Source organism: Nonomuraea sp. NBC_00507 (genome assembly GCF_036013525.1).
Lineage (GTDB): Bacteria > Actinomycetota > Actinomycetes > Streptosporangiales > Streptosporangiaceae > Nonomuraea.
In genome coordinates, this window is sequence record NZ_CP107853.1 from 6,219,719 (window position 1) to 6,242,699 (window position 22,981).

Annotated in this window: 20 protein-coding genes; 15 read left to right on the forward strand and 5 right to left on the reverse strand. The window is 70.0% G+C overall.

The features are described 5' to 3' along the window. Positions 1-38: 38 nt before the first annotated feature. Positions 39-2,438, reverse strand: coding sequence for a protein kinase domain-containing protein (locus OHA25_RS30090; protein ID WP_327590806.1), 2,400 nt, complete (start codon positions 2,436-2,438; stop codon positions 39-41). 168 nt (positions 2,439-2,606) lie between these two features. Continuing rightward, positions 2,607-3,968 (reverse strand): FAD-binding oxidoreductase, encoded by a 1,362-nt coding sequence (locus OHA25_RS30095; RefSeq protein WP_327590807.1) that lies wholly within the window; start codon positions 3,966-3,968, stop codon positions 2,607-2,609. 52 nt (positions 3,969-4,020) lie between these two features. On the opposite strand from OHA25_RS30095, the gene OHA25_RS30100 reads away from it, so the two are divergent. Further along, positions 4,021-4,590: a hypothetical protein gene (locus OHA25_RS30100; protein WP_327590808.1), complete on the forward strand. Its 570-nt coding sequence runs from the start codon at positions 4,021-4,023 to the stop codon at positions 4,588-4,590. Positions 4,591-4,594: 4 nt separating this feature from the next. On the opposite strand, the gene OHA25_RS30105 is transcribed toward OHA25_RS30100, so the two are convergent. Continuing rightward, positions 4,595-5,800 (reverse strand): aminotransferase class I/II-fold pyridoxal phosphate-dependent enzyme, encoded by a 1,206-nt coding sequence (locus OHA25_RS30105; RefSeq protein WP_327590809.1) that lies wholly within the window; start codon positions 5,798-5,800, stop codon positions 4,595-4,597. 201 nt (positions 5,801-6,001) lie between these two features. Between OHA25_RS30105 and ctaD the strand changes: the two genes are divergently transcribed. From ctaD to OHA25_RS30145, 8 genes are all read left to right on the forward strand, one after another. After that, a complete protein-coding gene (ctaD, locus tag OHA25_RS30110) occupies positions 6,002-7,705 on the forward strand; it encodes an aa3-type cytochrome oxidase subunit I (RefSeq protein ID WP_327590810.1) in 1,704 nt (567 codons plus the stop codon). A gap of 66 nt (positions 7,706-7,771) precedes the next feature. Beyond that, positions 7,772-8,005 carry a hypothetical protein gene (locus tag OHA25_RS30115; protein ID WP_305921868.1) on the forward strand — a complete coding sequence of 78 codons (234 nt, stop codon included), beginning with the start codon at positions 7,772-7,774 and terminating at the stop codon, positions 8,003-8,005. Positions 8,006-8,013: 8 nt separating this feature from the next. Further along, on the forward strand, positions 8,014-9,747 hold the full coding sequence (frdA, locus tag OHA25_RS30120; protein WP_327590811.1) for a fumarate reductase (quinol) flavoprotein subunit: 1,734 nt from the start codon (positions 8,014-8,016) through the stop codon (positions 9,745-9,747). Beyond that, the gene (gene sdhB, locus OHA25_RS30125) at positions 9,740-10,498 is read left to right on the forward strand and encodes a succinate dehydrogenase iron-sulfur subunit (protein WP_327590812.1); all 759 of its coding nucleotides are present in this window, start codon (positions 9,740-9,742) and stop codon (positions 10,496-10,498) included. The genes frdA and sdhB overlap by 8 nt, the downstream gene beginning before the upstream one ends. Beyond that, on the forward strand, positions 10,495-10,878 hold the full coding sequence (locus tag OHA25_RS30130; RefSeq protein ID WP_305921871.1) for a hypothetical protein: 384 nt from the start codon (positions 10,495-10,497) through the stop codon (positions 10,876-10,878). Before sdhB ends, OHA25_RS30130 begins: the two co-directional genes overlap by 4 nt. Then, positions 10,875-11,216 carry a fumarate reductase subunit FrdD gene (gene frdD, locus OHA25_RS30135; RefSeq protein WP_305921872.1) on the forward strand — a complete coding sequence of 114 codons (342 nt, stop codon included), beginning with the start codon at positions 10,875-10,877 and terminating at the stop codon, positions 11,214-11,216. The genes OHA25_RS30130 and frdD overlap by 4 nt, the downstream gene beginning before the upstream one ends. 122 nt (positions 11,217-11,338) lie before the next feature. Next, a complete protein-coding gene (locus OHA25_RS30140) occupies positions 11,339-14,083 on the forward strand; it encodes an immune inhibitor A domain-containing protein (RefSeq protein WP_327590813.1) in 2,745 nt (914 codons plus the stop codon). Positions 14,084-14,130: 47 nt separating this feature from the next. After that, on the forward strand, positions 14,131-15,069 hold the full coding sequence (locus OHA25_RS30145) for a diacylglycerol/lipid kinase family protein (protein ID WP_305921874.1): 939 nt from the start codon (positions 14,131-14,133) through the stop codon (positions 15,067-15,069). Here OHA25_RS30145 and OHA25_RS30150 read toward each other — a convergent pair. Both OHA25_RS30150 and OHA25_RS30155 read right to left on the reverse strand, forming a co-directional pair. After that, positions 15,066-15,824 carry an SWIM zinc finger family protein gene (locus tag OHA25_RS30150; protein ID WP_327590814.1) on the reverse strand — a complete coding sequence of 253 codons (759 nt, stop codon included), beginning with the start codon at positions 15,822-15,824 and terminating at the stop codon, positions 15,066-15,068. The two genes, OHA25_RS30145 and OHA25_RS30150, sit on opposite strands and share 4 nt — an antisense overlap. A 1-nt stretch (position 15,825) precedes the next feature. Continuing rightward, positions 15,826-18,798: a DEAD/DEAH box helicase gene (locus tag OHA25_RS30155; RefSeq protein ID WP_442942156.1), complete on the reverse strand. Its 2,973-nt coding sequence runs from the start codon at positions 18,796-18,798 to the stop codon at positions 15,826-15,828. A 352-nt stretch (positions 18,799-19,150) separates the two neighbouring features. Here OHA25_RS30155 and OHA25_RS30160 point away from each other — a divergent pair, with 352 nt between their 5' ends. The 6 genes from OHA25_RS30160 to OHA25_RS30185 all read left to right on the forward strand — a co-directional run bounded on the left by OHA25_RS30160 (position 19,151) and on the right by OHA25_RS30185 (position 22,967). Further along, entirely contained in the window at positions 19,151-19,531 is a 381-nt protein-coding gene (locus OHA25_RS30160) for a phage holin family protein (protein ID WP_327590816.1), read from the forward strand. Next, a complete protein-coding gene (locus OHA25_RS30165) occupies positions 19,528-20,115 on the forward strand; it encodes a DUF3618 domain-containing protein (protein ID WP_327590817.1) in 588 nt (195 codons plus the stop codon). Before OHA25_RS30160 ends, OHA25_RS30165 begins: the two co-directional genes overlap by 4 nt. Positions 20,116-20,171: 56 nt before the next feature. Continuing rightward, positions 20,172-20,594: a protease inhibitor I42 family protein gene (locus tag OHA25_RS30170; RefSeq protein WP_327590818.1), complete on the forward strand. Its 423-nt coding sequence runs from the start codon at positions 20,172-20,174 to the stop codon at positions 20,592-20,594. A 10-nt stretch (positions 20,595-20,604) separates the two neighbouring features. Further along, complete coding sequence (locus OHA25_RS30175) at positions 20,605-21,312, forward strand: DUF1838 family protein (RefSeq protein ID WP_327590819.1); 708 nt, start codon at positions 20,605-20,607, stop codon at positions 21,310-21,312. Beyond that, the gene (locus tag OHA25_RS30180; protein ID WP_327590820.1) at positions 21,309-21,713 is read left to right on the forward strand and encodes an HIT family protein; all 405 of its coding nucleotides are present in this window, start codon (positions 21,309-21,311) and stop codon (positions 21,711-21,713) included. The genes OHA25_RS30175 and OHA25_RS30180 overlap by 4 nt, the downstream gene beginning before the upstream one ends. Positions 21,714-21,788: 75 nt before the next feature. Continuing rightward, positions 21,789-22,967, forward strand: a complete 1,179-nt coding sequence (locus tag OHA25_RS30185; protein ID WP_327590821.1) for a histidine kinase — start codon at positions 21,789-21,791, stop codon at positions 22,965-22,967. The last annotated feature ends 14 nt before the right edge of the window (positions 22,968-22,981 follow it).

Consider the following 22,981-nt stretch of genomic DNA (forward strand, 5'->3'; position numbering starts at 1 on the left):
AGGGGGAGCCGTCGCGGGCGACACGGTCGCCCGCGAGCCTACTTGCAGTGGCTCCAGCCGGACTTCCAGCTCATGCCGGCGAACGAGCCGCCCCAGATCACGCACTTCTTCACGGCGGACAGCCGGACCGGACCCGCGTAGGCGGTGAACCGACCGGGGTTGCTTCCGCTGGCGCCGCCCTTGACCTGCAGGATGGCGTTCATCTGCACCTTGCCGGGGTAGACCACGCTCGACATCGTCACCACGCAGTTCTTGCCGGCGGTGCCGTTCCACAGCAGGTAGATCCTGGCGCGGCCCAGCGCGTGCGAGTTGATCACTTTGTACCCGGATCCGCACACAGTGGTCGGCTTGTAAGGGTTCGGCTTCAGTGTCGGGGTGGGCTTGGGCGAACTGGGCTTGGGCGAGCTGGGCTTCACGGTGGGTTTGGTGGTCGCCGGGATGGTGGCCGTCTGATCCGGAGTCGGTCTCTCCGTCGGCTCCGCTCCCGGGTCGATCACGTTCGTCTTCTTGGTCTTGGTCGGCGAGGGCTCGGGGTCGGGCCTCTTCGTCGAGGTCTGGGGTCGCGGCGCGGCGGTCTCGGCCGTGGTCGGGACCTGGGCGATGGGCTCCTTGGACTTCTTCGGCTCCTTGGTCTCCTCAGGGAGCTCGATGTCCATCGTGGGGACCGGGTCCGAGGATTCGGTCGGGATGACCGGCGCGGGGGTCTGGTCAGTGGTCGGAGGCTCGACGGGCTGGCCCGCGCCCGAGCCGTCACCGGGGGTGCTCTGGCTCGCATCGCCCACGGCCACCACCGGGACATGCTTGCTGTTGCTGTTGGCCTGCACCACCACGGCGCCGACCACCACGAGCAGGGCCGCGGCGGCGGTTCCGGACAGGGCGAGGGCCAGGGTGCGGCGCTGCCTCGCGGGCGCGCCGTCACCGGGCCGAGAGGATCCGCCGGGCCCACCTGGGCCGCCCGTTCCACCAGGCGGCCTGCCGGGCCCGCCTGGCCCGCCCGAGCCAGCGTGCCCGCCTGGCGCGCCGGGGCCACCGTGACCGCCCGGGCCACCATGCCCAGCCGGACCACCTGGACCACTCGGACCGCCCGGGCCGCTGTGCCCGCCCGGGGCTCCGCCTTGGAACGGCCCGGCGGCGGGGATGCCGGAGGCGGCGCCCTGAGGGCCGTCGGTGGGAGCGCTCCGGGCGGCGCCGCCATGCGGGGCGCCACCCTGGGGCGATCCCGGGTGCTGACCGTTGCCGGGCGTCGCGTGCTGGGAGCCGGCGGTTCCGGACTGGGGGCCGCCGGGCGTCCCGGCTGGGGCGCCGAGCTGCAGGCCGCCGGGCGTTCCGGGCTGAGAGCCGCCGAGTTGAGGGCCACCGAGTGTCCCGGGGTGCGGGTGGCCATGGGCTGGGCCGCCTCCAGGGGCCGTCCCCATGGGGGAGGCGCCCTGACCGGGGCCGTTCTGGGCGGCCGCGGGGACACCGTAGGGGCCTGTCTGCGGCGGTGTTCCGGGCACCGAGGGTTGAGCGGGCTGCCAGGGCCCGGAGTAGGCGTCCTGGCCCGCGTGGGGCCCGCCGGCCTGCGGCTGCGCGCCGGCGGCGACCCCGAGCTGCTGCCCCGTCACCGGCTCGATGGCTGACTTCGGCACGGGCTGGCCCGTGAGGCGCAGGATGAGGTCGTCGGCGCTCGGGCGCTGGGTCGGGTCCTTGGACAGGCAGGCGGCCACCAGGGTGCCCAGCTCGCCCTCCATCTTTCCGAGCTCCGGCTCCTCGTTCAGGATCCGGTTCATCACCACCGGAATGGAGTCCGCGCCGAACGCGGGCTTGCCGGTCGCGGCGTACACCATGGTGACGCCCCACGCGAACACGTCGGCCGCCTCCGAGACCGCCGCGCCGCTCAGCTGCTCCGGCGCCAGGTACGACGGCGTCCCCATCGCCATCCCCGTGGCCGTCGCGCCCGGCGAGTCCAGGGCGCGGGCGATGCCGAAGTCGATCACGACGGGACCCTCGGGGCCCATGAGCACGTTGGCGGGCTTGAAGTCGCGGTGCAGGATCCCCGCTCGGTGGATGGCGGCGAGCGCGGTGGCCGTGCTGATCGCGAGTCGTTCCAGCGCCGCGCCCCGCCGCGGCCCCTCGTTGATGACCAGCTCGCGCAGGGAGGGGCCGGGGACGTACTCGCTCACGATGTACGGCCGGCTCCCGTCCAGGTCGGCGTGGAGCACGGGGGCGGTGCAGAACCTGGCCACCCGCTGCGCCACCGCCACCTCGCGCAGGAACCGGGTCCTGGCGTCGGCATCGGCCACCAGGGCGTGGTGCAGCAGCTTGACCGCGACCTGTTCCCCGGAGTCGCTCTTGCCGAGATAGACAACGCCCTGGCCGCCCTCGCCGAGCCGGGCGACGATGTCGTACGCCCCCAGCCGTCGCGGGTCGTCCGCCGCCAACGGCTGGAACTGATTCACGTCGGACCCCCATCACAACCCAATAGATGAGGCAAAACGCTACCAGCGTGATGCTTGGGGCGTCTGCCGGACCAATCAGAAGTTTCGTCTTTTGACGTGCCTAGTCAGGCTTTCGGTGCAGGTCGTGTGCCTGGCGACGTCCAAGGTCACGGCTTGGTCAAGAGCGGCTCAGATGGCCTTGCCCGGGTTGAGGATGCCCAGCGGGTCGAAGACGGCCTTGATGCCGCGCTGGACCTCGGCGGCCACCGGCCCGGCCTCCATCGCCAGCCAGCGCTGCTTGAGCAGCCCCACGCCGTGCTCCCCGGTGAGCGTGCCGCCCAGTTCCAGCGCGTGGGTGAAGATCTCGTCCGCCGCCGCCCACACCTCGGCGGGCGGCTCCAGCGACCCGCGGTCGAAGATGAAGACCGGGTGCAGGTTGCCGTCTCCGGCGTGCGCGACCGTGCAGATCTTCACCCCGTGCCGGGCCGCCGCCGCCTCGACCGCGGTGATCATGTCGGGCAGCACGGATCGCGGCACGCAGACGTCTTCCACCAGGCACGCCCCGAGCCGCTCCTTGGCGTCGTACGCCATCCTGCGCAGCCCGATCAGCTCCTCGGCCTCCTGCGGGCTGGAGGACACGGCCACGAACGAGGCGCCGTTGTCCATGCAGATCTGCTCCATGCGCTCGGCCACCGCCTGGCCGTCGGCCGCGTCGGACTGGCCGATGAGCATGGCCGTCGTCTCGGCCTCCAGGCCGAAGTTGCGCAGGTCGTTGATGGCCTCCAACGTCGCGCGGTCGAGCAGCTCCATGAGCGACGGCTGGCAGCCGGCCGCCATGATCGCCGACACCGCCGCCCCCGCGTCCCTGAGCGAGCCGAACTCGGCGGCGAACGTCGCGGGCGGCGCGGCCGGCGCCCGCCGCAGCCGCACCGTGGCCGCGGTGATCACGCCCAGCGTGCCCTCCGAGCCGACGAACAGGCCGGTCAGGTCGTAGCCGGTGACGCCCTTCATGGTGCGCCGGCCGGTGTTCAGCACCCGTCCGTCGGCCAGCACGACCTCGAGGCCGAGCGCCGAGTCCCTGGTCACGCCGTACTTCACGCACCGCAGCCCGCCGGCGTTGGTCGCCAGGTTCCCGCCGATCGTGGAGATCTGGTACGACGACGGGTCCGGCGCGTACATGAGACCGTGCTCCCTGGCGGCCCGGTCCAGGTCGGCGGTGATGACCCCGGGCTCGACGACGGCGATCTCGTCGGCGGGGGAGAGCTCCTTGATCGCCGTCATCTTGGCCAGCGACAGGATGATCGCGCCGTCGCCGGCGACGGACGCGCCCGCGAGGCCCGTGCCCCCGCCGCGCGGTACGACCGGCACCCGGTGCTCGCTCGCCCACGTCATCGTGGTGACCACGTCGTCGCGGGAGGCCGCGAGGACCACGCCGAGCGGCTTGCCGGGCTCCAGGAACGTCCGGTCGCGGGCGTAGGAGTCGATCACGTCGGGGTCGGTCAGGACCCGGCCCTCGGGCAGGGCGCTCACCAAGGCATCAATCGGTCTCACACCATGCAGCTTATGGTTTGCGCAGAGTGCTCCTTAAGGACAAACTGCCCAGGTGGAAGTCAGGTGCCCGGTGTGCTCGCGTACTGACCAGGTCGTCGCGGTCCCCGGAGCGGTCGCCGCGGGGACCACGTACAAGATCGGGCGGGTCAGGTTGCCGGGCACGCGGGAGGTCGCCGATCTGCCCACTGCCGCGACGCTGGGGGCATCCAAGCACGTGATGAGCCGCACGCAGCTCGCGGTCTGGATGTCCTTTCCCAGCCGCCACTACACCCCGTGGGCGAGGAACCAGGGCTACATCATGTTGTGCGCGGCGGCGCTGGTGCACCTGGTCGTGTCACTGGTGATCGCGATGGGGCAGGACCCGCAGTGGGGCGAGGTCCTGCTCGCCCCGTTCTGCCTGACCGGGCTGTTCTGGGGGTTCGGGCTGCTGAACGTGCTCGGCGCGTACGGCGCGCGCAAGCGCGACAACGTCGAGGCCCCGGCCAGGGAGAAGGCCCTGGCCGTCTGGGAGGGCCTTTACTACTGCGCCCGCGACAACGTCGTCTTCGAGCCGGAGATCGGCGTCTCGTTCCACCCGAGCGAGACGCGCGACTACATCTTCGGCTTCAGGCCGGGCCGCTAGGCGGTCAGCCGCGCTCCTCGGCGACCAGGCGCACGCACACGGCCAGGCCGTTGATGGCCTGCTCGAGCTCGTCCAGGTCCGGGTAGGTCGGCGCGATCCTGATCGTGCGGTCGTCCGGGTCCTGGCCGTAGGGGTGCGTGGCGCCGGCCGGCGTCAGCGCGATGCCCGCGGCCTTGGCCCTGGCCACCACCTCGGCCGCGTGCGGCACCTCCAGGCTGATGAAGTAGCCGCCCTTGGGGCTGGTCCAGGTGGCCAGGCCGCCGAGCTGCTCGGTCAGCACCTTGTCCACCAGCTCGAACTTCGGCCCGATCAGTTCGGCGTGCCGCCGCATGTGCGCGGCCACGCCCGCGCCGTCGCGCAGGAACTCCACGTGACGCAGCTGGTTGATCTTGTCGGGGCCGATGGACTGCTTGGCGGTGTTGTGGAGGAACCACTCGGCGTTCGCCGGCGAGGAGCCGAAGAACGACACGCCGGCCCCGGCCAGCGTCACCTTGGAGGTGGAGGCGTAGACGAACACCCGGTCGGCGTTGCCGTGCTCGGCGGCCAGCGCCAGCAGGTCGGCCAGCTCGGCCGGGGTGTCGGTGAGGTGGTGCACCGCGTAGGCGTTGTCCCAGAAGATCCGGAAGTCGGGGGCGGCGGCCGGCATGGCGGCCAGCCTGCGGACCGTCTCGTCGCTGTAGACGATGCCGGACGGGTTGCTGTACTTCGGCACGCACCACATGCCCTTGACGCTCGCGTCGGCGGCGACGAGGCGCTCGACGACGTCCATGTCGGGGCCGCCGGCGTTCATCGGCACGGGGACCATCTTGATCCCGAGCCGCTCGCAGATTGTGAAATGCCGGTCATAGCCGGGCACCGGGCAGAGGAACGTGATCTCCGGCTCCTCGATCCAGCGCCGCTCGGCACCGGGGACCTTGGACAGCAGCGCGTGGGCCACCGTGTCGTGCATGAGCGCCAGGCTGGCGTTGCCGCCCACGACGAGTTGCTCGGCGGGCACCTGGATCAGCGGCGCGAACAACGCGCGCAGCTCGGCGAGGCCCTGCAGGTTGCCGTAGTTGCGGCCATCGGTGCCGTCGGCCGCCTTGTAGGACGACGGCAGCGTGAGCATGTCGTTGGAGAGGTCCAGCTGGCGCGGTGACGGCTTGCCTCGGGTGAGGTCGAGCGAGAGCCCCCGCTGGACGAGGGCGGCGTAGTCACGCTGAGCGGTCACAGAGATCTCTCCTTGAAATCGGTCCCAGACCGCAAGGATAGAAGAACTCCGGACGCGGCACCGCCGCCGGTCTGCCTCATGCGACCAGCCGCGGGCAAAATCATCGGCCGCCAATGTCAAAGAACGACTTCCCGCGCGGCTGCGGTTGGCGTGGAATGGGTAGATCGGGGCAGGCCCAACTCCGCACTGGAGGGAGCAGCCGTGACGACCGTTCGCGAGCCCTCGATCGAGCAGGTCCGGCGCCGCCGTACCGGGACCGTCATCGCCTCCTGGTTGTCGACGACCGACCACAAGGTCATCGGATACCTCTATCTGATCACCTCGTTCGGGTTCTTCCTCGCGGCCGGGATCATGGCGATGATCATCCGGGCCGAGCTCGCGCAGCCGGGCATGGATCTGATCAGCCAGCAGATGTACAACCAGCTGTTCACCATGCACGGCACGATCATGCTGTTGCTGTTCGCCACGCCGCTGTTCGCCGGCTTCGCCAACGTGGTGATGCCGCTGCAGATCGGCGCCCCGGACGTGGCCTTCCCGCGGCTGAACGCGGTGGCGTACTGGTTGTTCCTGTTCGGCGGGCTCATGGTGCTGGCCGGGTTCTTCACGCCGGGCGGGGCGGCCGACTTCGGGTGGTTCGCGTACACGCCGCTGTCGTCGTCGATCTACTCCTCGCAGGTCGGCGGCGATCTGTGGATCATGGGGCTGGTGCTGTCGGGGCTCGGCACCATCCTCGGCGCCGTCAACTTCATCACCACGATCATCGGCATGCGGGCGCCCGGCATGACCATGTTCCGGGTGCCGATCTTCACCTGGAACGTCCTGCTGACCAGCGTGATGGTGCTGCTGGCGTTCCCGGTGCTGGCCGCCGCGCTCCTCGCGCTCGAGTCGGACCGCAAGCTCGGCACGCAGATCTTCGTGAGCGAGAACGGCGGGCCGTTGATCTGGCAGCACTTGTTCTGGTTCTTCGGCCACCCCGAGGTGTACATCATCGCGCTGCCGTTCTTCGGGATCATCACCGAGGTGATCCCGGTCTTCAGCCGCAAGCCGCTCTTCGGCTATCTGGGGATGGTCGGCGCCACGATCGCGATCGCCGGGCTGTCGATGACGGTGTGGGCGCACCACATGTTCGCGACCGGCCAGGTGCTGCTGCCGTTCTTCTCGTTCATGACGTTCCTCATCGCGGTGCCGACCGGGGTGAAGTTCTTCAACTGGACCGGGACCATGTGGCGGGGGCATCTGTCGTTCGAGTCGCCGATGTTGTTCTCCGTGGGTTTCCTGGTGACGTTCCTGATCGGCGGGCTCACCGGGATCATCCTGGCCTCGCCGCCGCTCGACTTCCACATCAGCGACACCTACTTCGTGGTCGCCCACTTCCACTACGTGGTGTTCGGGACCGTCGTGTTCGCGATGTTCGCCGGGTTCTACTTCTGGTGGCCGAAGATGACCGGCAGGATGCTCGACGACCGGCTCGGCAAGGTGCACTTCTGGACGTTGTTCATCGGCTTCCACACCACGTTCCTGGTGCAGCACTGGCTGGGGCAGCTCGGCATGCCCAGGCGCTACGCCGACTACGGGGTGGCCGACGGCTTCACCTGGCTCAACCAGGTCTCCTCCGTCGGCGCGTTCCTGCTGGGCGCCTCCACGCTGCCGTTCCTCTACAACGTGTTCAAGACCGCCAGGCACGCCCCCAAGGTCACGCTCGACGACCCGTGGGGCTACGGCAATTCCCTGGAGTGGGCGACCTCCTGCCCGCCGCCCCGGCACAACTTCACCAGCATTCCGCCCATCCGCTCCGAGCGGCCCGCCTTCGACCTGCACTACCCCCGGCAGCTCGAGGAGCGCCCCTCGGCGGTGGGGGAGGGCGGCGAGGCCGAGGTGTCGCCCCGCCAGGACACATCCGACTGACCTTTCCCGAAACAGATCGCGGTGCTTGTGTGGAGATGACGTTTCGCCCATCTAAGGAGATCGGCGATGACAGGCACGAAGATCCCCTTCGACCCCGAGACGGCCCCCTGTGGCAAGAAGTCCGGAGGTGAGCGCCTCGTCGACGACGACGGCTACGGCCTGCTGATCCGTGACCAGTTCTTCGACTGCGGCTGCCGCCGGATCCGCCACGAGTACCACGACGGAAGCATCCACCTGTCCGCCATCCGCCACGACGGCAAGCGGGTGAAGGACCCGATCCAACCCGACCACGGGAGCTGAGGCATCAAATGATCGACGTGCTGATCGTCGGGGGAGGCGGGGCGGGCCTGCGCGCGGCCATCGCGGTCGCCGAGTCGGACCCGTCCTTGAAGGTGGCGGTCGTGTCGAAGGTCTATCCGATGCGCAGCCACACCGTCTCCGCCGAGGGCGGCGCGGCGGGGGTGATCGGCCTCGACGACACGCTCGACGAGCACTGCTACGACACGATCTCCGGCGGCGACTGGCTGCCCGACCAGGACGCGGTCGAGGCGTTCGTGTACGAGGCGCCGCGCGAGCTGATGCAGCTCGAGCACTGGGGCTGCCCGTGGAGCCGCGAGCCGGACGGCCGCGTGGCCGTCCGGCCGTTCGGCGGTATGAAGAAGATGCGCACCTGGTACGCCGCCGACAAGACCGGCTTCCACCTGCTGCACACCCTGTTCCAGACGACTCTGAAATACCAGGACATCATCAGGTATGACGAGTGGTTCGTCACCCAGCTCGTCGTCGACGACGGCCGCGTGCACGGCGTCGTGGCCGTGGAGATCAGGACCGGCCGCATCGAGACCATCGCCGCCAGGACCGTCATCCTGGCCACCGGCGGCTGCGGCCGGGTCTTCCCGTTCACCACCAACGCCGCCATCAAGACCGGCGACGGCATGGCCCTGGCCTACCACGCGGGCGCGCCGCTGAAGGACATGGAGTTCGTCCAGTACCACCCGACCGGCCTGCCCTTCACCGGCATCCTCATCACCGAGGCGGCCAGGGCGGAGGGCGGCTGGCTGATCAACAAGGACGGCTACCGCTACCTGCAGGACTACGACCTCGGCAAGCCCACGCCCACGCCGAAGCTGCGCAGCATGGAGCTCGGCCCGCGCGACCGGCTCTCCCAGGCGTTCGTGCACGAGCAGGAGAAGGGCCGCACCGTCGACACGCCGTACGGTCCAGTCGTCTACCTGGACCTGCGCCACCTCGGCGAAGGCAAGATCGACACTCGCATCCCGTTCGTGCGCGAGCTGTGCAAGAGCTACCAGAACCTCGACCCGGCGACCGACCTCATCCCGGTGCGCCCGGTCGTGCACTACATGATGGGCGGCGTCCACACCGACATCGACGGCGCCACCCCCATCGCCGGCCTGTACGCGGCCGGTGAGACCGCCTGCGTGAGCATCAACGGCGCCAACCGGCTCGGCTCGAACTCCCTCCCCGAGTGCCTGGTCTTCGGCCGCCGCGCCGGGACCGCCGCCGCCGAGTTCGCCCGTTCCCACCGGGACGGCGAGGCGGCGGCCGTCCGCAGCCAGGGGGAGGACGAGCGGCGGCGCTTGGAGCGGGCGCGCGAGGGCAGGAGGACCGGCGAGCGGGTCGCCGACCTGCGTGAGCAGATGCAGCACACGCTGGAGGGCGCGGCCGGCATCTACCGCAACGGAGACGTGCTGGCCAAGGCCGTCGACACGCTGGCCGAGCTGCGCGAACGCGCCGAGGAGGTGTGTTTCGACGACACCGGCGCCGCCTTCAACACCGAGCTGATCAACCTGCAGGAGCTGCACACCATGCTGGACGTCGCGCAGACGATCGTGGCCTGTGCGCTGAACAGGCAGGAGTCACGCGGCGCGCACCAGCGCACCGACTTCGCCTCCAGGGACGACGCCGCCTACCTGGCGCACTCGCTGGTGCACCGCGCCCCCGACGGCACCCCGTCAGTGACCCTGCTTCCCGTAACGATCACCCGCTGGCCGCCGGGAGAAAGGGTCTATGGCCGTGACTGAGACGAAGGAAGCGATCGAGCGGACGGCGTCGAAGACCATCCGGCTGGAGGTCACGCGCTATCGGCCGGGCGAGGACGACGCGCCGTCCTTCGAGGCCTACGACGTGCCGCTCATGGAGGACTGGGCCGTGCTCGACGGGCTCAACTACGTCAAGGACCACCTCGACGGCAGCCTGACCTACCGCTGGTCGTGCCGGATGGGCGTGTGCGGCTCCTGCGGCATGAACGTCAACGGCGAGCCCCGCCTGACCTGCGGCACCTTCCTGTCGGAGTTCGGCGACGGGCCGGTGCGGATCGAACCGCTCAAGGGCTTCCCGGTGATCAAGGACCTGGTCGTGGACATCGACGACTTCCTGGCCAAGCTGTCGTCCGTGCGGCCCTGGCTGGTCAGAGAGGGCGAGGAGCTGCCGCTGAGCACCGAGTACGCCCAGACGCCCGCGCAGCTGGAGGCGTACAAGCAGTACAGCATGTGCATCAACTGCCTGCTGTGTTACTCGGCCTGCCCGGTCTACGTGCTCGACCCCGACTTCCTCGGCCCGGCCGCCATCGCCCTCGCCCAGCGCTACAACCTGGACTCGCGGGACATGGACGACCGGTTCGACGTGCTCAATCTGGACGACGCGGTGTGGGGGTGCACGTTCGTCGGCGAGTGCACCCGGGTCTGCCCCAAGCACGTCGACCCGGCCGAGGCCATCCAGCGTTACAAGCTGACCGCCGCCATGCGCTCGGTGCTGCCCTGGAGCAGACGATGACGACCGCCTACCGGCCGCGCCGCGACAACCTGTGGTTCGCCCGCACCCGCAACTACACGATCTTCGTCCTGCGCGAGCTGACCAGCGTCTTCGTGGCCTGGTCGATCGTCTTCCTGCTGATGTTCCTCGACGCCGTCGTCGGCGGGAGCCTGCCGGAGTTCATCGCGCTGGCCGGGCAGCCGTGGATGATCGCGATCAACGTGGTCGCCCTCGCCGCCACCTGCTTCCACGCCATCACGTTCCTCAACCTCGCGCCCAAGGCCACCGTCGTCCGCCTGGACGGCTGGCGGGTGCCCGCCTGGATGATCCAGGGCGGCAACCATTCGCTCTGGTTGCTGGTCTCCGCGGTGATCGCCTACTTCGTGCTGAGGTCGCCATGAAGCGCACGCTGGAGCCGTACCTGTGGTTGTTGTTCAGCGGCGGGGGAGTGGTGGCGGCGCTGGTGCTGCCGGTGCTCGTGCTGCTGTTCGGGGTACTCATGCCGCTCGGCGTGCTGGACTGGCCCGCTGCCGAGGACCTGCGCGCGCTGGCCGGCCACGTGCTGGTGCGGCTCGCGCTGCTCGTGGTCGTCGTGCTGTGCCTGTTCCACGCGGCGCACCGGATCAGGTTCACCAGCGAAGAGCTGCTCGGGATCGCCAGGTTCGATCTGGTGATCGCGGTGATCTGCTATGGCGGCGCGGTCGCGGGCGGAGTGGTGGCCGCCCGTTTGATGTTCTGAATGTCGTAGTTTGATCACGTTTCAACAACGTACTTTACGATCGGTTGATTGACGCTCTAACGTCCGGCATTGCACACCCCTATGGCCATGCGCCCGGCGATCCCGGGCAGAGAGGGTTCCTGGTGCCCAGTACGAAGCGCTTATTAGCAGCCTTCCCGGCGGTCGCCCTTCTCGGCGCCGCCCTGTCCGTGCCCAGCGCTCAAGCGGCGTCCGTCGCCCATTACGAGCCCGCGGCCTCGGACTTCTACATCAACTACGCGCCGCCCACGGTCGGAAAGGACCCGGAGGAGCCGCGTCTGACCGATGTGAGCGCACGCTCGCTCACTCCGGCGCAGAAGTTCGACAGGAAGTTCTCCAACGGGAATCCGGCCTCCGGCCGCATTCTTGCCGCGCGGGAGAACGAGGCCATCAGGACCGGCCGCAATCCGGCTGAATGGATATTCAAAAACTCCAAGCAGACCCGCACCGCCAAGCTCCTGACCCTGCTGGTCGAATTCAATGAGCAGGCCGGCGACGACTTCTCCGGCTTCAACCGGCTGCGCACGGTCAACAGCGGACCGGACGACTGCCTGGTCGAGCCGCCGGGCACGCTCAAGAACGGCCCCCTGCACAACAACATCCCGGACCCGGCAACGCTCCCGCACAAGGACAACAACTCCTTCTGGGTCAAGGACTTCAGCCCTGAGCACTTCAACAAGATGCTCTACACCGACAGGGGCATCACCGAGCGCGTCCGCCCCGACCTGAAGGACCCGCGCGACGGCAGGCCCGGCATCGACATCTCCGGCTTCACGATGAAGAAGATGTACGAGGAGATGTCGAAGGGCGCCTACTCCGTCACCGGCTCCGCGGTCGGCTGGATCAAGGTCCCGCACTCCGAGGCCTGGTACGGCGCCGCGGCCTGCGGCGGCGCACCCCAGGACATGTCCGGCCACCCGGACAACCCGCTCGGCGCCCAGCAACTGGCCATCGACTCGGTGACCACCCTCGCCCAGACCCAGCCGGACTTCCCGTGGGCCGACTACGACGTCGAGGACATCTCCGACGCCGACGGCGACGGCAACCACCAGGAGCCCGACGGCGTCATCGACCACCTGGTGCTGGTGCACGCAGGAAAGGACAAGTCCTCCGACGGCGGCGCCGAGGGCACCTACGCCATCTGGGCCCACTCCAGCGCGGTCGCCGGCGGCTACAAGGTCCCCGGTACCGACAAGAAGATCTCCAACTACATCGTGCAGCCGGAGGACTCCGGCGTCGGCGTCTTCGCCCACGAGTACGGCCACGACCTGGGCCTGCCCGACCTGTACGACACCTCAGGCCAGGCCAGCTCGGCGGTGGACTTCTGGGACCTGATGTCCAGCGGCTCCCACTCCGGCCCGATCTTCCAGTCCATGCCGACCCACATGGGCCTGTGGGACAAGTGGGTGCTCGGCTGGGCGAACCCGACCACGCTCAACCCCGGCGACGCGGCCAAAGTCGTCACGGTCGGCCAGTCCTCGCGCACGCCCAAGCTCACCGCCGACGGCGTCCGGGTGAACCTGGCCTCCACACCGCAGAAGATGATCGACGTCCGCAGCGGCTCGAACGCCTGGTGGACCGGACTCGACCAGGATTGGGCGAACCTCACGCTGACCCGTGACCTGCCCGTGCCCGCCGGGACCGATCTCAGGTTCTGGATGTGGAACAACTACGTGATCGAGCAGGACTGGGACTTCGGCTTCGTCGAGGTCTCCACCGACGGCGGCGAGACGTGGGCCCAGCAGAAGGTCTACGACGAGGCCGGCGCCGAGGTCAGCACGCCTGACGACTACCCGGACCCGAACAAGAACCTCAAGTCCTTCGGCAACAAGAAGTACGGACTCACCGGGGACAGCGGCGGCTGGCGCCACGACTACGTGAACCTGACGCCGTTCGCCGGCCAGACGATCAAGCTGCGGCTGACGTTCAACACCGACGCCGCTTTCCAGGAGCGTGGCTGGCACGCCGACGACTTCCAGCTCACCAACGGCGGCACCGCCGTGTGGAGCGACGACGTCGAAGGCGGCGACAACGCGTGGAAGCCCGTCGGCGGCACGTTCACCAACACCAGCGGCCAGGGCTGGACGCGCAACAACGGCGAGCGCGAGATCTCCCGGTTCTACCTGGCCGAGTGGCGTAACTTCGACGGCTTCGACAAGGGCCTGCAGCACACCTACGACACCGACTACCTCCGCGACGGGGCGTGGAAGGTGCAGAAGCTGAAGTACAACGCGCCGGGCCTGCTGGTGTGGTACCGCGACTCCACGTTCGTCAACAACAACCTCCTCAGCACCCTGCGGCTCCCGCCGAGCGTCGGGCCCAAGGGCAGCCTGCTGGTCGTGGACTCGCACTACGAGCCGCTGCGCCGCACCGGGACCGCGGCCGAGAAGGACCCGACGGCCAACAAGAACCTCCAGGGTCGGGTGCAGACGTCCAACGCCGCGTTCGGGTTCGGCAAGACGTACCCGTTCAAGGAGTGCCTGGAGGCGCCGGACGAGCCGTTCAGCGAGTACTGCACGGACTTCCCCGCGCAGAAGGGCGTCTCGCACTTCACCGACGCCAAGACCTGGTACCCGGGCATCGAGGTGCTCAACGGCGCGCTCGCCTTCCGGGACTTCGACGCCTCGGTGGTCGTGCCGTCCAAGGGCGACCAGACGTACACCACGCGCGTGGTGCACGCCGACGGCACGCCCGCCACGGAGCTGTACGGCCAGGTGGCGGCGGGCTCCGTGCTCGGTACCGGCAACCCCGGTGACGAGAGCAAGGCGCTCGGCGTGCAGTTCAAGCTGATCTCCCCGCTGCCGGGCAACCTGGGTGCGATTGTTCAGGTAGTCCCGCCCAAGAAGTAAATTCGTAGGGCCGCCGAGGTACCCCGGCGGCCCTACGATTGATGACCATGAGCGAACTGCGCACCAAGACCGAGCACACCGAGGCGATCCTGAGGGATCGCCGGGTGGCCGTGGTGGTGAACACTCGCTCGCGCCGGGGCCGCCGCCACTACTTCGAGGTGATCGAGCAGATCCACAACCTCGGGTTCGAGCCGCTGGCCGAGCTGTCGGTCTACAACCCCAAGCGGCTGCGCGACCTGCTCGACACCGCCCTGGCGACCAAGCCGGACCTGCTCATCGTGGGCGGCGGCGACGGCACGCTCTCCTCGGCGGTGCGCCACGTGGCGCACCGCGACGTGGCGCTGGGCGTGCTGCCGCTCGGCACCACCAACAACTTCGCCCGCAGCCTCGGCCTGCCGCTCGACCTGGCCGGGGCGATCAAGGTGTTCGCCACCGGCAAGGTGGCCGACATCGACCTGGGCATGGCCGGCGACCGGGAGTTCGCCAACCTGGCCAGCTTCGGGGTGTCGGTGGAGGTGGCGGGCAAGGTCAAGCCGTGGCTCAAGCGCATCGTGGGCCGGCCCGCCTACCCGCTGACGGCGCTGACGATCCTGCCCAACCACAAGCCGTTCCGGGCCTACATCACGGTCGAGGGGCAGCGCCACGAGCTGCTCACCCACCAGCTCAACATCGCCAACGGCCGCTTCCACGGCGGCTGGCAGGTGGCCAAGGACATCAGCATCGACAACGGCCTGCTGGTGGCCTACCAGCTCGGCTCCGGCAAGAAGCTGCGGCTGCTCGGCGAGACCCTGCTCAGGGCGACCACCGGCCGCTGGCGCAGCCTCGCGGGCGGGCCGTTCGTGGTCGGGCGGGAGATGTATCTGGAGACCGACCCGCCGATGGCCGCCGACGTGGACGGCGAGGTGCGGCTGCGCACCCCGATCAGGCTCCGCGTGGTGCCCAACGGCGTGCGTGTCATGGTGCCCGCCTCGTTTGAGGATCGCTAACCCAGCCGCCGATACGCCGGACCGAGCACCCGCGCCAGGTCGGCGGGCGGCGGGAAGACCCGCAGCAGCAGGTCAGGGGCGGCGGCCGCGGGGCGACGCTCGGGCCGGTGCGCGGTGGCGCCGGGGGCGTAGAAGTCGGCCAGCCGGTCGGCGAACGGCACGTCCTCGACCTGCAGCTCCTCCGCGGCCTCGCCGGCCAGGGAGCCGAGCAGCTGCTCCCGGGTGCGCCCGCGCCAGGCCAGCACCAGGAACGGGTCGTCGTCGAACGACTCGGCCAGCAGGTAGAGCACCGCCGACAGGTGCTTGCACGGGAAACCCCAGTCCGGGCACGAGCAGTCCATATCCAGGTCGCGCGGGAACAGATCGACTCCCATCGCGGCGAACAGCTCCTCGATCTCGACCGGCATCTCCCCGGCCAGCAGCTTGGCCCGGTAGACGGCCTGCGCCGCGATGGCCTCCTCGAGCGTGGCCCACCGGCTCTCGTCGTACACGTCGATCCTGATCACGATCTCGTACGGATCCGGCCGCGAGCCCTGCACGGCGGCCCTGACCTCGCCCGCGGACAGGTCGATCGACAGGACCTGGCCCTGCCGGGCGTAGGCCCGGCCGCGCGAGAGCCGGCCCTTGTCGCAGATGCGCTCCAGGATGTCGATGAACCGCCGCGACCACCAGGTCGAGCCGATCGAGCCACGTTGCGTGCGGGCCCTGATGCCGCCGTCGACCTTGATGGGCCTGCCGCCGTCGAACCACGCCACGTCAGCTCACCCCCTCCGCGGTCAGGCGGAACACCTCGCGCAGCTCGTCTGTCGACAGGTCCGTGAGCCACTCCTCGCCGGTGCCGACCACCCGCTCGGCCAGGGCCTTCTTGCGCTCGATCATCTCGTCCACGCGCTCCTCCAGGGTGCCCGCGCAGATCAGCTTGCGCACCTGCACGTTTTTGTGCTGCCCGATGCGGAAGGCGCGGTCGGTGGCCTGGTCCTCGACGGCCGGGTTCCACCAGCGGTCCACGTGCACGACGTGATTGGCGGCCGTCAGGTTGAGCCCGACGCCGGCCGCTTTGAGCGACAACACGAACAACATCGGTTCCGGGTCCTGCTGGAACCGCTCGACCAGCCGGTCGCGGGTCTTCTTCGGCAGGCCGCCGTGCAGCCACAACACCGGGCGGTCCAGCCGCTGCGCCAGATAGGGCTGGAGCATCGTCCCGAACTCGGCGTATTGGGTGAAGAGCAGTGCCTTCTCGCCTTCCGCCAGGATCTCCTCGGCCAGCTGCTCAAGACGGGCCAGCTTGCCCGACCGGCCCGCCAGCCGGGAGCCGTCCTTGAGCAGGTGGGCCGGATGGTTGCAGACCTGCTTGAGCTTGGCCATGGTCGCCAGCACCAGGCCGCGCCGCTCGATGCCCTCGCTGTCGTCGATCTTGGCCAGCATGTCGTCCACGACCGCTTGGTAGAGCGAGGCCTGCTCGGGCGTGAGCGGGCACCACTCCTTGACCTCCATCTTCTCCGGCAGATCGGTGATGATGGATTTGTCGGTCTTGAGGCGGCGGAGGATGAACGGACCCGTCGCCCGCTTGAGCGCCCGGGCGGCCTGCTCGTCCTGGCGGGCCTCGATGGGCTCCTGGAACCGGGTCCTGAAGCGCGAGCGCGACCCCAGCAGTCCCGGGTTGGCGAATTCCATGATCGACCAGAGCTCGGCCAGGTGGTTTTCCACCGGGGTGCCGGTCAGGGCCAGCCTGGTGGGCGCTGGGATGGACCGTACGGCCTGGGCCTGCAGCGTCCCGCTGTTCTTGATCGCCTGGGCCTCGTCGCACACGACCCTGCGCCATTCGTGCTGCTTGAGGGTCTCCAGGTCGCGTTGCGCGGTGCCGTACGTGGTGATCACCAGGTCGGCGCGCCCGATCTCGGCCGCGTCCCTGCCGCTGCCGTGGTGCACGTAGACCCGCAGCCCCGGCGCGAACCTGGCCGCCTCCCGCTGCCAGTTGCCCACCAGCGACATCGGGCACACCAGCAGTGTCGGCACGTCCGACCGCTCGTGCACGAGCAGGGCCAGCGTGGTGATGGTCTTGCCCAGCCCCATGTCGTCCGCCAGCACCCCGCCGAGGCCCAGCTGTGACAGGAAGCTCAGCCACGCCAGGCCGCGCTCCTGGTAGGGCCGGAGCATGGCGTCCAGGCCGGCCGGGGTCCTCAGCGGCTCGAGCCGCCGCTCGGCCTGGCCGGACAGCAGGTCGCCGAGCACACCGTCGGCGTCGACCTCCAGCAGCGGCAGCTCGTCGTCGCCCCAGAGATCGGCGCCGACCACGTGCTGGAGGATGTCGGCGGCCGTCACCTCGCCCGTGCGCTCGCCCTCCACGGCCCTCAGGGCCGCCTTCAGCTGCCGGTCGTCCAGCTCCACCCACTGGCCACGCACCCGGACCAGGGGCACCTTGAGCCTGGCCAGCTCGGCCAGCTCCGCCTCACTGATCGTCTCGTCGCCCACCGCCAGGTCGATGCGGAAGTCGACCAGCTGCCGCATCCCGAACCCCTGGCTCACGGCCGCCGTCTGCGCCTTGGTCCTGGTGGTGAGCTTGAGCCCCAGCTTGGTGCGTCCGGCCCAGCGGGGCAGCTGCACCCCGAACCCGGCCGCCTGCAACAGCGGCGCCGCCTGCCGCAGGAACCCGAACGCCCCCGCCGTGTCCAGCGCCAGCTCGCTCGGCTCCGGCACGCGCAGGGCCCGGTCCAGCTCGGGGTAGAGCCGCACCGCCCGGCCCAGCCCGGTCAGGAGCTCGCGCTCCGGTATCGGCGGCAGGCCGGGCATCCGCGTGCCGCGCCACACCTCCGCGGCGGGGACGTAGAGGCTCGGGTCGCCGGCGGCCTGCAGCGCCAGCTCCACGCGCCAGTCGTCGGTGTCCGCCGGCTCCAGCAGCCGGAAGCACACCCGTGCCGCGCCCTCGGCCGCCGTCGCGGCGTCGTGCCACTTCTCCAGCTCCCGGCGCAGGTCGGGGACGTCGGGGCAGGTGGGGTCCGCGCCGGTCAGCGCGGCCAGCCAGCGGTCCTGGAGGGTCTTGGGGCGGGCGACGAGGGGCTCGATGAGCGTCTGGCGCACGAGGGCGTCGGTGAAGGCTTCGAGTGCCTCGCGGAGCACGCCGGCGGAGGGGCGCTCGGTGCGGGAGGTACGGCACGCGGGCGGCATGGCCAGCGCCAGATCCCGGAAATATCCGGCATCCACCCCGGTCACCACAGGCCGCCACACGGCCCGCGCGTCGGCCTGGGGAACCCCCCACATGTCGCCGTCCACATGCCCTGCGACCGGTGGCACGAGCTGGGGGATGACGCGGCCGCGGCGTACCAGGTCGCGGGCGAAGTCGGCGACGGCGGCCCAGTGGCGCAGGGTGGCGGTGCCGGTGCGCCCGCCCAGCACCCGCAGCGTCGCCGCGGCGGGCGGCACGACCGCGGGCACCTGCCACAGACGCAGCCGCGGCCGGGCCACCGCCGAGAGCCGGCCGGTCTCCGGCGACGGCAACGGCTCCTTGACCGAGCCGGGCAGCAACAACTCCAGCGTCCGCCCCGGCACGTCGTCGAGCCCGAGCACGGCCGCGACGCCGGATGCGGGCGCGGCGAACGGATGCGACTGCGGCTCACCGCTCCGCACTGCGCGGCCCCGCGGCGGTGGGCCGGCGGCAGGCGCGGACGCGTCGTCGCCGTTCTCCGCCCAGAAAGCGAGCCCATCGGCCGCCCAGACCCCGTGTACCAGCACCACGGCAGGTTACCTCCGAGAGCGGAAGATCAGGTCCGGCCAGGATCCCGCCGCCCCGCGACGTGTCCTGGACGTCGGCCGGCACCTCCTCTGCGAGAGGTCCGGGAGTTAGCATGGAGATATGAACCCTCCCGGATCGTGGTGTGAACGGCCGAAGCCGCAGGCCCCGCCGTGCGAGCTCCCGTCCCCGTGGAGCAAGCCGCGGCAACCGGACAACTGGTGTGATGTGCCGAAGGACCCCGTTCTCTCGGTTCTGGGCCTCCTGCTCAAGGGCGGCAAGCGGAAGTAGCGGCGCGTGATAGAAGGCCTTCCGCCTGGGTAGTCGCCTTCCTCAGCGGAGGAGGCGAGCGTCGTGAACGACACCCACAGGTTGGTCAACGATCTCTCCGAGCAGGTCTCCAGGCTCGTCAAGGACGAACTCCGCCTGGCCAAGATGGAACTCGCGGAGAAAGGCAAGCGCGCGGGCTTCGGCGCGGGCCTGTTCGGCGCGGCCGGCACGGTCGCGTTCCTCGGTGGCGGCACACTGGTGGCGGCCGTCGTCTTGCTCCTCGCTCTGATCATGCCCGGGTGGGCGGCTGCCGCGATCGTGGCGGGAGCGTTGTTCGTCCTCGCCGCCGTGCTCGGCCTGATCGGTAAGAACCAGGTGAAACGAGCCGCGCCGCTGGTCCCCCAAGAGACCGTCGCGAGCGTCAAGGCCGATATCGACATGGTCAAGGGGAGGGTACGGCGATGAGCGAGACCGACCCCGGATACGACAGCGAGCACCACGCGGGCGACGTCGGCGCCCGCAGGGCGAGGGTGGGCACGCCGACCGAGCGTGAGTCGATCAACGTGCCACCGACGAGGCCCGGCGCGGCCGAGAACGCGCAGCGGGCGGAGGCCGCCCGCGAGGAACACGAGACATTCATTCCGGAAGCCCCCATCCGCGACGAACGATCCGAGGCAACGGAAAGCCTGCGTACCGAGGAGGAGTCGCTGCAGCGGACGCACGGGGACGCCGATGACCAGGGAGAGGGCGACGTGCGTAAAGACATCAAGGAAACGCGGCAGGAACTGGGCGACACGGTCGGCGCGCTGGCCGGCAAGGCCGACCTGAAAGGCAAGGCGAGCAACGCCGCCGAGACCGCCAAGGACAAGGCGGGCGAGGCGGCCGAGGCCGTGAAGTCCAAGGCGGGCGACGCCGCCGAGGCCGTGAAGACCACCGCCACTGACGCCGCCGAGGAGGCGAAGAAGCGGCCCGTGCTGCTCATCGCCGCCGCCGGAGCCGTGGTCGCCTTCGTGGTGCGCCGCATCATGAGGCGCCGCAAGGGCAAGTAGGACGGACGGTGCCGCCCAGAGCCCCGGGACCGGCCGGAGGCCGATAGCCTGCCGGAATGAGGCTTCGAGCGGCCACCTGGCTCGCCGTGCTGGCCGTCGCGGGATGCGGCGGCGGGACGGCGGTGAGCGACTACGGCCTGGTGGTCAAGGGCGCCAAGGGGACGACCGTAGCCGTCGAGGTGCGGCCCGGCCAGCGGTTCTCGCTGGCCGTGGCCGACAACCCGTCGGTAGGCGACGACTGGTCGCTGGTGGCGGTGCCGGACACGAAGGTGGCCTCGTTCATCAGTGAGGAGCACGAGAGCGAGGGCGGCGGGCCCGGCTCCGGCGGCACGACGTATTTCGTCTTCAACCCCAAACGGCCGGGCAGAACCGAGATCCGGTTGTTCAACTGCTGGCGCTGCGGCCAGGACCGGACACCGGCGACCGAGGAGAGCAGGCGGCAGTCCGGTGAGGCGATCTTCGCGGTCACTGTGAAGTAGCCTGCGGATCATGGACTTCATTCGGGTACGCGCCTCCGCCGACGGAGCGGAGACGATCTCGTACTGGACCGGCGACGTCTACGGCTGGCAGGACGACGACGGCCCGCACCACCTGTTCGGGTTCGAAGGGATCAACGTGGCCAGGGCGGTCCAGGCCGACGACGGCTGGCGGCTGCTCACCAGGGAGGCGGCGCTCTACCTCGACCCGCGGACGAGGGAGGTGCTCGACACGTGGGACAACCCGTTCACCGGGCGGGCGGTCGAGGTGCTCCATGTCTTCAACGACCCGGTCAACCAGCGGCTCGGCGCCTACCCCGTGCCGGTGACGCGGCTGGGGGACCAGGTGGTCTACAACGTCGACGTGCGGCTGGCCTACCCGTCGCCGCTCAAGGTCGCCGACTACCCGGAGAACTCGGCGAGCGACACGTACCGGGCGCTGGAGTTGTTCCAGTTCTTCGCCGCCGCGAAGGATCTGGAGTCGGGGATGGCCGACGTGCCGTGCGTGTTCTCCTGGTGCCGGGTGTCGCCGTGGCTGCCCTGGATGGCGATGGGGCAGCGCGGCGGCGGGCTGGTCTACCACTGCCGGGGCGCCAAGGTGCCCGAGGTGCCCGCGCGGCTGCGCGAGCGCGTGGGCGAGCGGTTCCTGCACGCGCCCGAGGAAGAGTCCGGGCCGAATATGACGAGCTGGACGGCCTTCGCCGATAGGGTCAAACGGTGAGCAACGACCTGTTCTGCGAGATCATCGCGGGGGAGCGGTCCGCCTACGTGGTGAGCTCCGACGAGGTGGCGGTCTCCTTCCTCGACGCCCGGCCGGTCTTCAAGGGACACGTGCTCGTCGTGCCCAGGGTTCACGTGGAGACGCTGGCCGACCTCGCCGACGTCGGGCCGTTCTTCGAGCGGGTCCAGGCCATGGCCAGAGCCGTCGAGGCGGCTCTCGAGGCGGGCGGCACGTTCGTGGCCATGAACAACCGCGTCAGCCAGAGCGTGGCCCACCTGCACGTCCACGTGGTGCCGCGCAACAAGAAGGACGGGCTGCGCGGGTTCTTCTGGCCGCGGACGACGTACGACTCCGCCGAGGAGGCCGAGTCGTACCGGGACGTCATCGCCAAAGCACTATGAGCGGAGCGAACCAATGGACACGGGAGTTACTCAGAGGGCCGACGAAGGAGGCCCTCTGAGTTAGGCTCTGACCCCGTGGAGTACCTGGTCGGGGTCGCCGTGGTCGCGGTGCTCGTCGGCGTGCCCGCGATCGTGTTGTGGCGCGTCATGCGGGGCCGCCGCGAGCTGGGCACGAGCCCGGCCGAGCGGGCCACGTTCGTGACCCTGCACACCGCCTCGCTGGCCGGGCCGCCGCTGCGCGCCGGGCTCACCGCCGACGGCGCCGAGCGCGCCTCGCGGCACCTGCGCGCGCTGCTGGGCTCGGCGGCGCTGGCGATCACCGACGGCGAGCGGCTGCTCGTCTACGACGGCGCCGGCGACCACCACGCCGACCAGGCGTTCGAGCACGCGGCGGCCACGTTGAAGGACGGCCGCACGCAGGTCCTGACCATCGACTGCGACCTGCTCGAGTGCCCGATCAGGCACGCCGTGGTGGTGCCGCTCACCACCGACGACCGGGTCGTCGGCGCGCTGGCCGCCTACGGGCAGAACGCCTCGGCCGGGCTGGTCAGGGCCGCCCAGGAGGTGGCCGGATGGGTGGACTCGCAGCTGGAGCTGGCCGAGCTCGACCGCTCGCGCACGTTGCTCATGGAGGCCGAGGTGCGGGCGCTGCGGGCGCAGATCTCGCCGCACTTCATCTACAACTCGCTCACCACGATCGCCTCGTTCGTGCGCACCGACCCGGAGCGGGCCAGGGAGCTGCTGCTGGAGTTCGCCGATTTCACCCGCTACTCCTTCCGCAGGCACGGCGAGTTCACCACGCTGGCCGAGGAGCTGCGCTCGATCGACCGCTACCTGATCTTGGAGCGGGCCAGGTTCGGCGACCAGCTGCAGGTCACGCTGCGCATCGCACCCGAGGTGCTGCCGGTCGCGGTGCCGTTCCTGTGCCTGCAGCCGCTGGTGGAGAACGCCGTCAGACACGGACTGGAGAGCCGCAACGGCGTCGGCCGCATCACGATCATCGCCGAGGACGCCGGAGCCGAGTGCCGCATCAGCGTCGAGGACGACGGGCTCGGCATGGACCCCGAGCGACTGCGCCGCATCCTCGCCGGTGACATCGCCTCGGCGGGCGGCGTGGGGCTGGCCAACGTGGACGAGCGGCTGCGCCAGGTGTACGGCGACGAGTATGGCCTGGTCGTCGAAACCGGTGCCGGCGCGGGCACAAAAGTCAACATAAGATTGCCGAAGTATCACCCGGGCGTCTCTGCCCGTTGACCTCGATCTTTGTT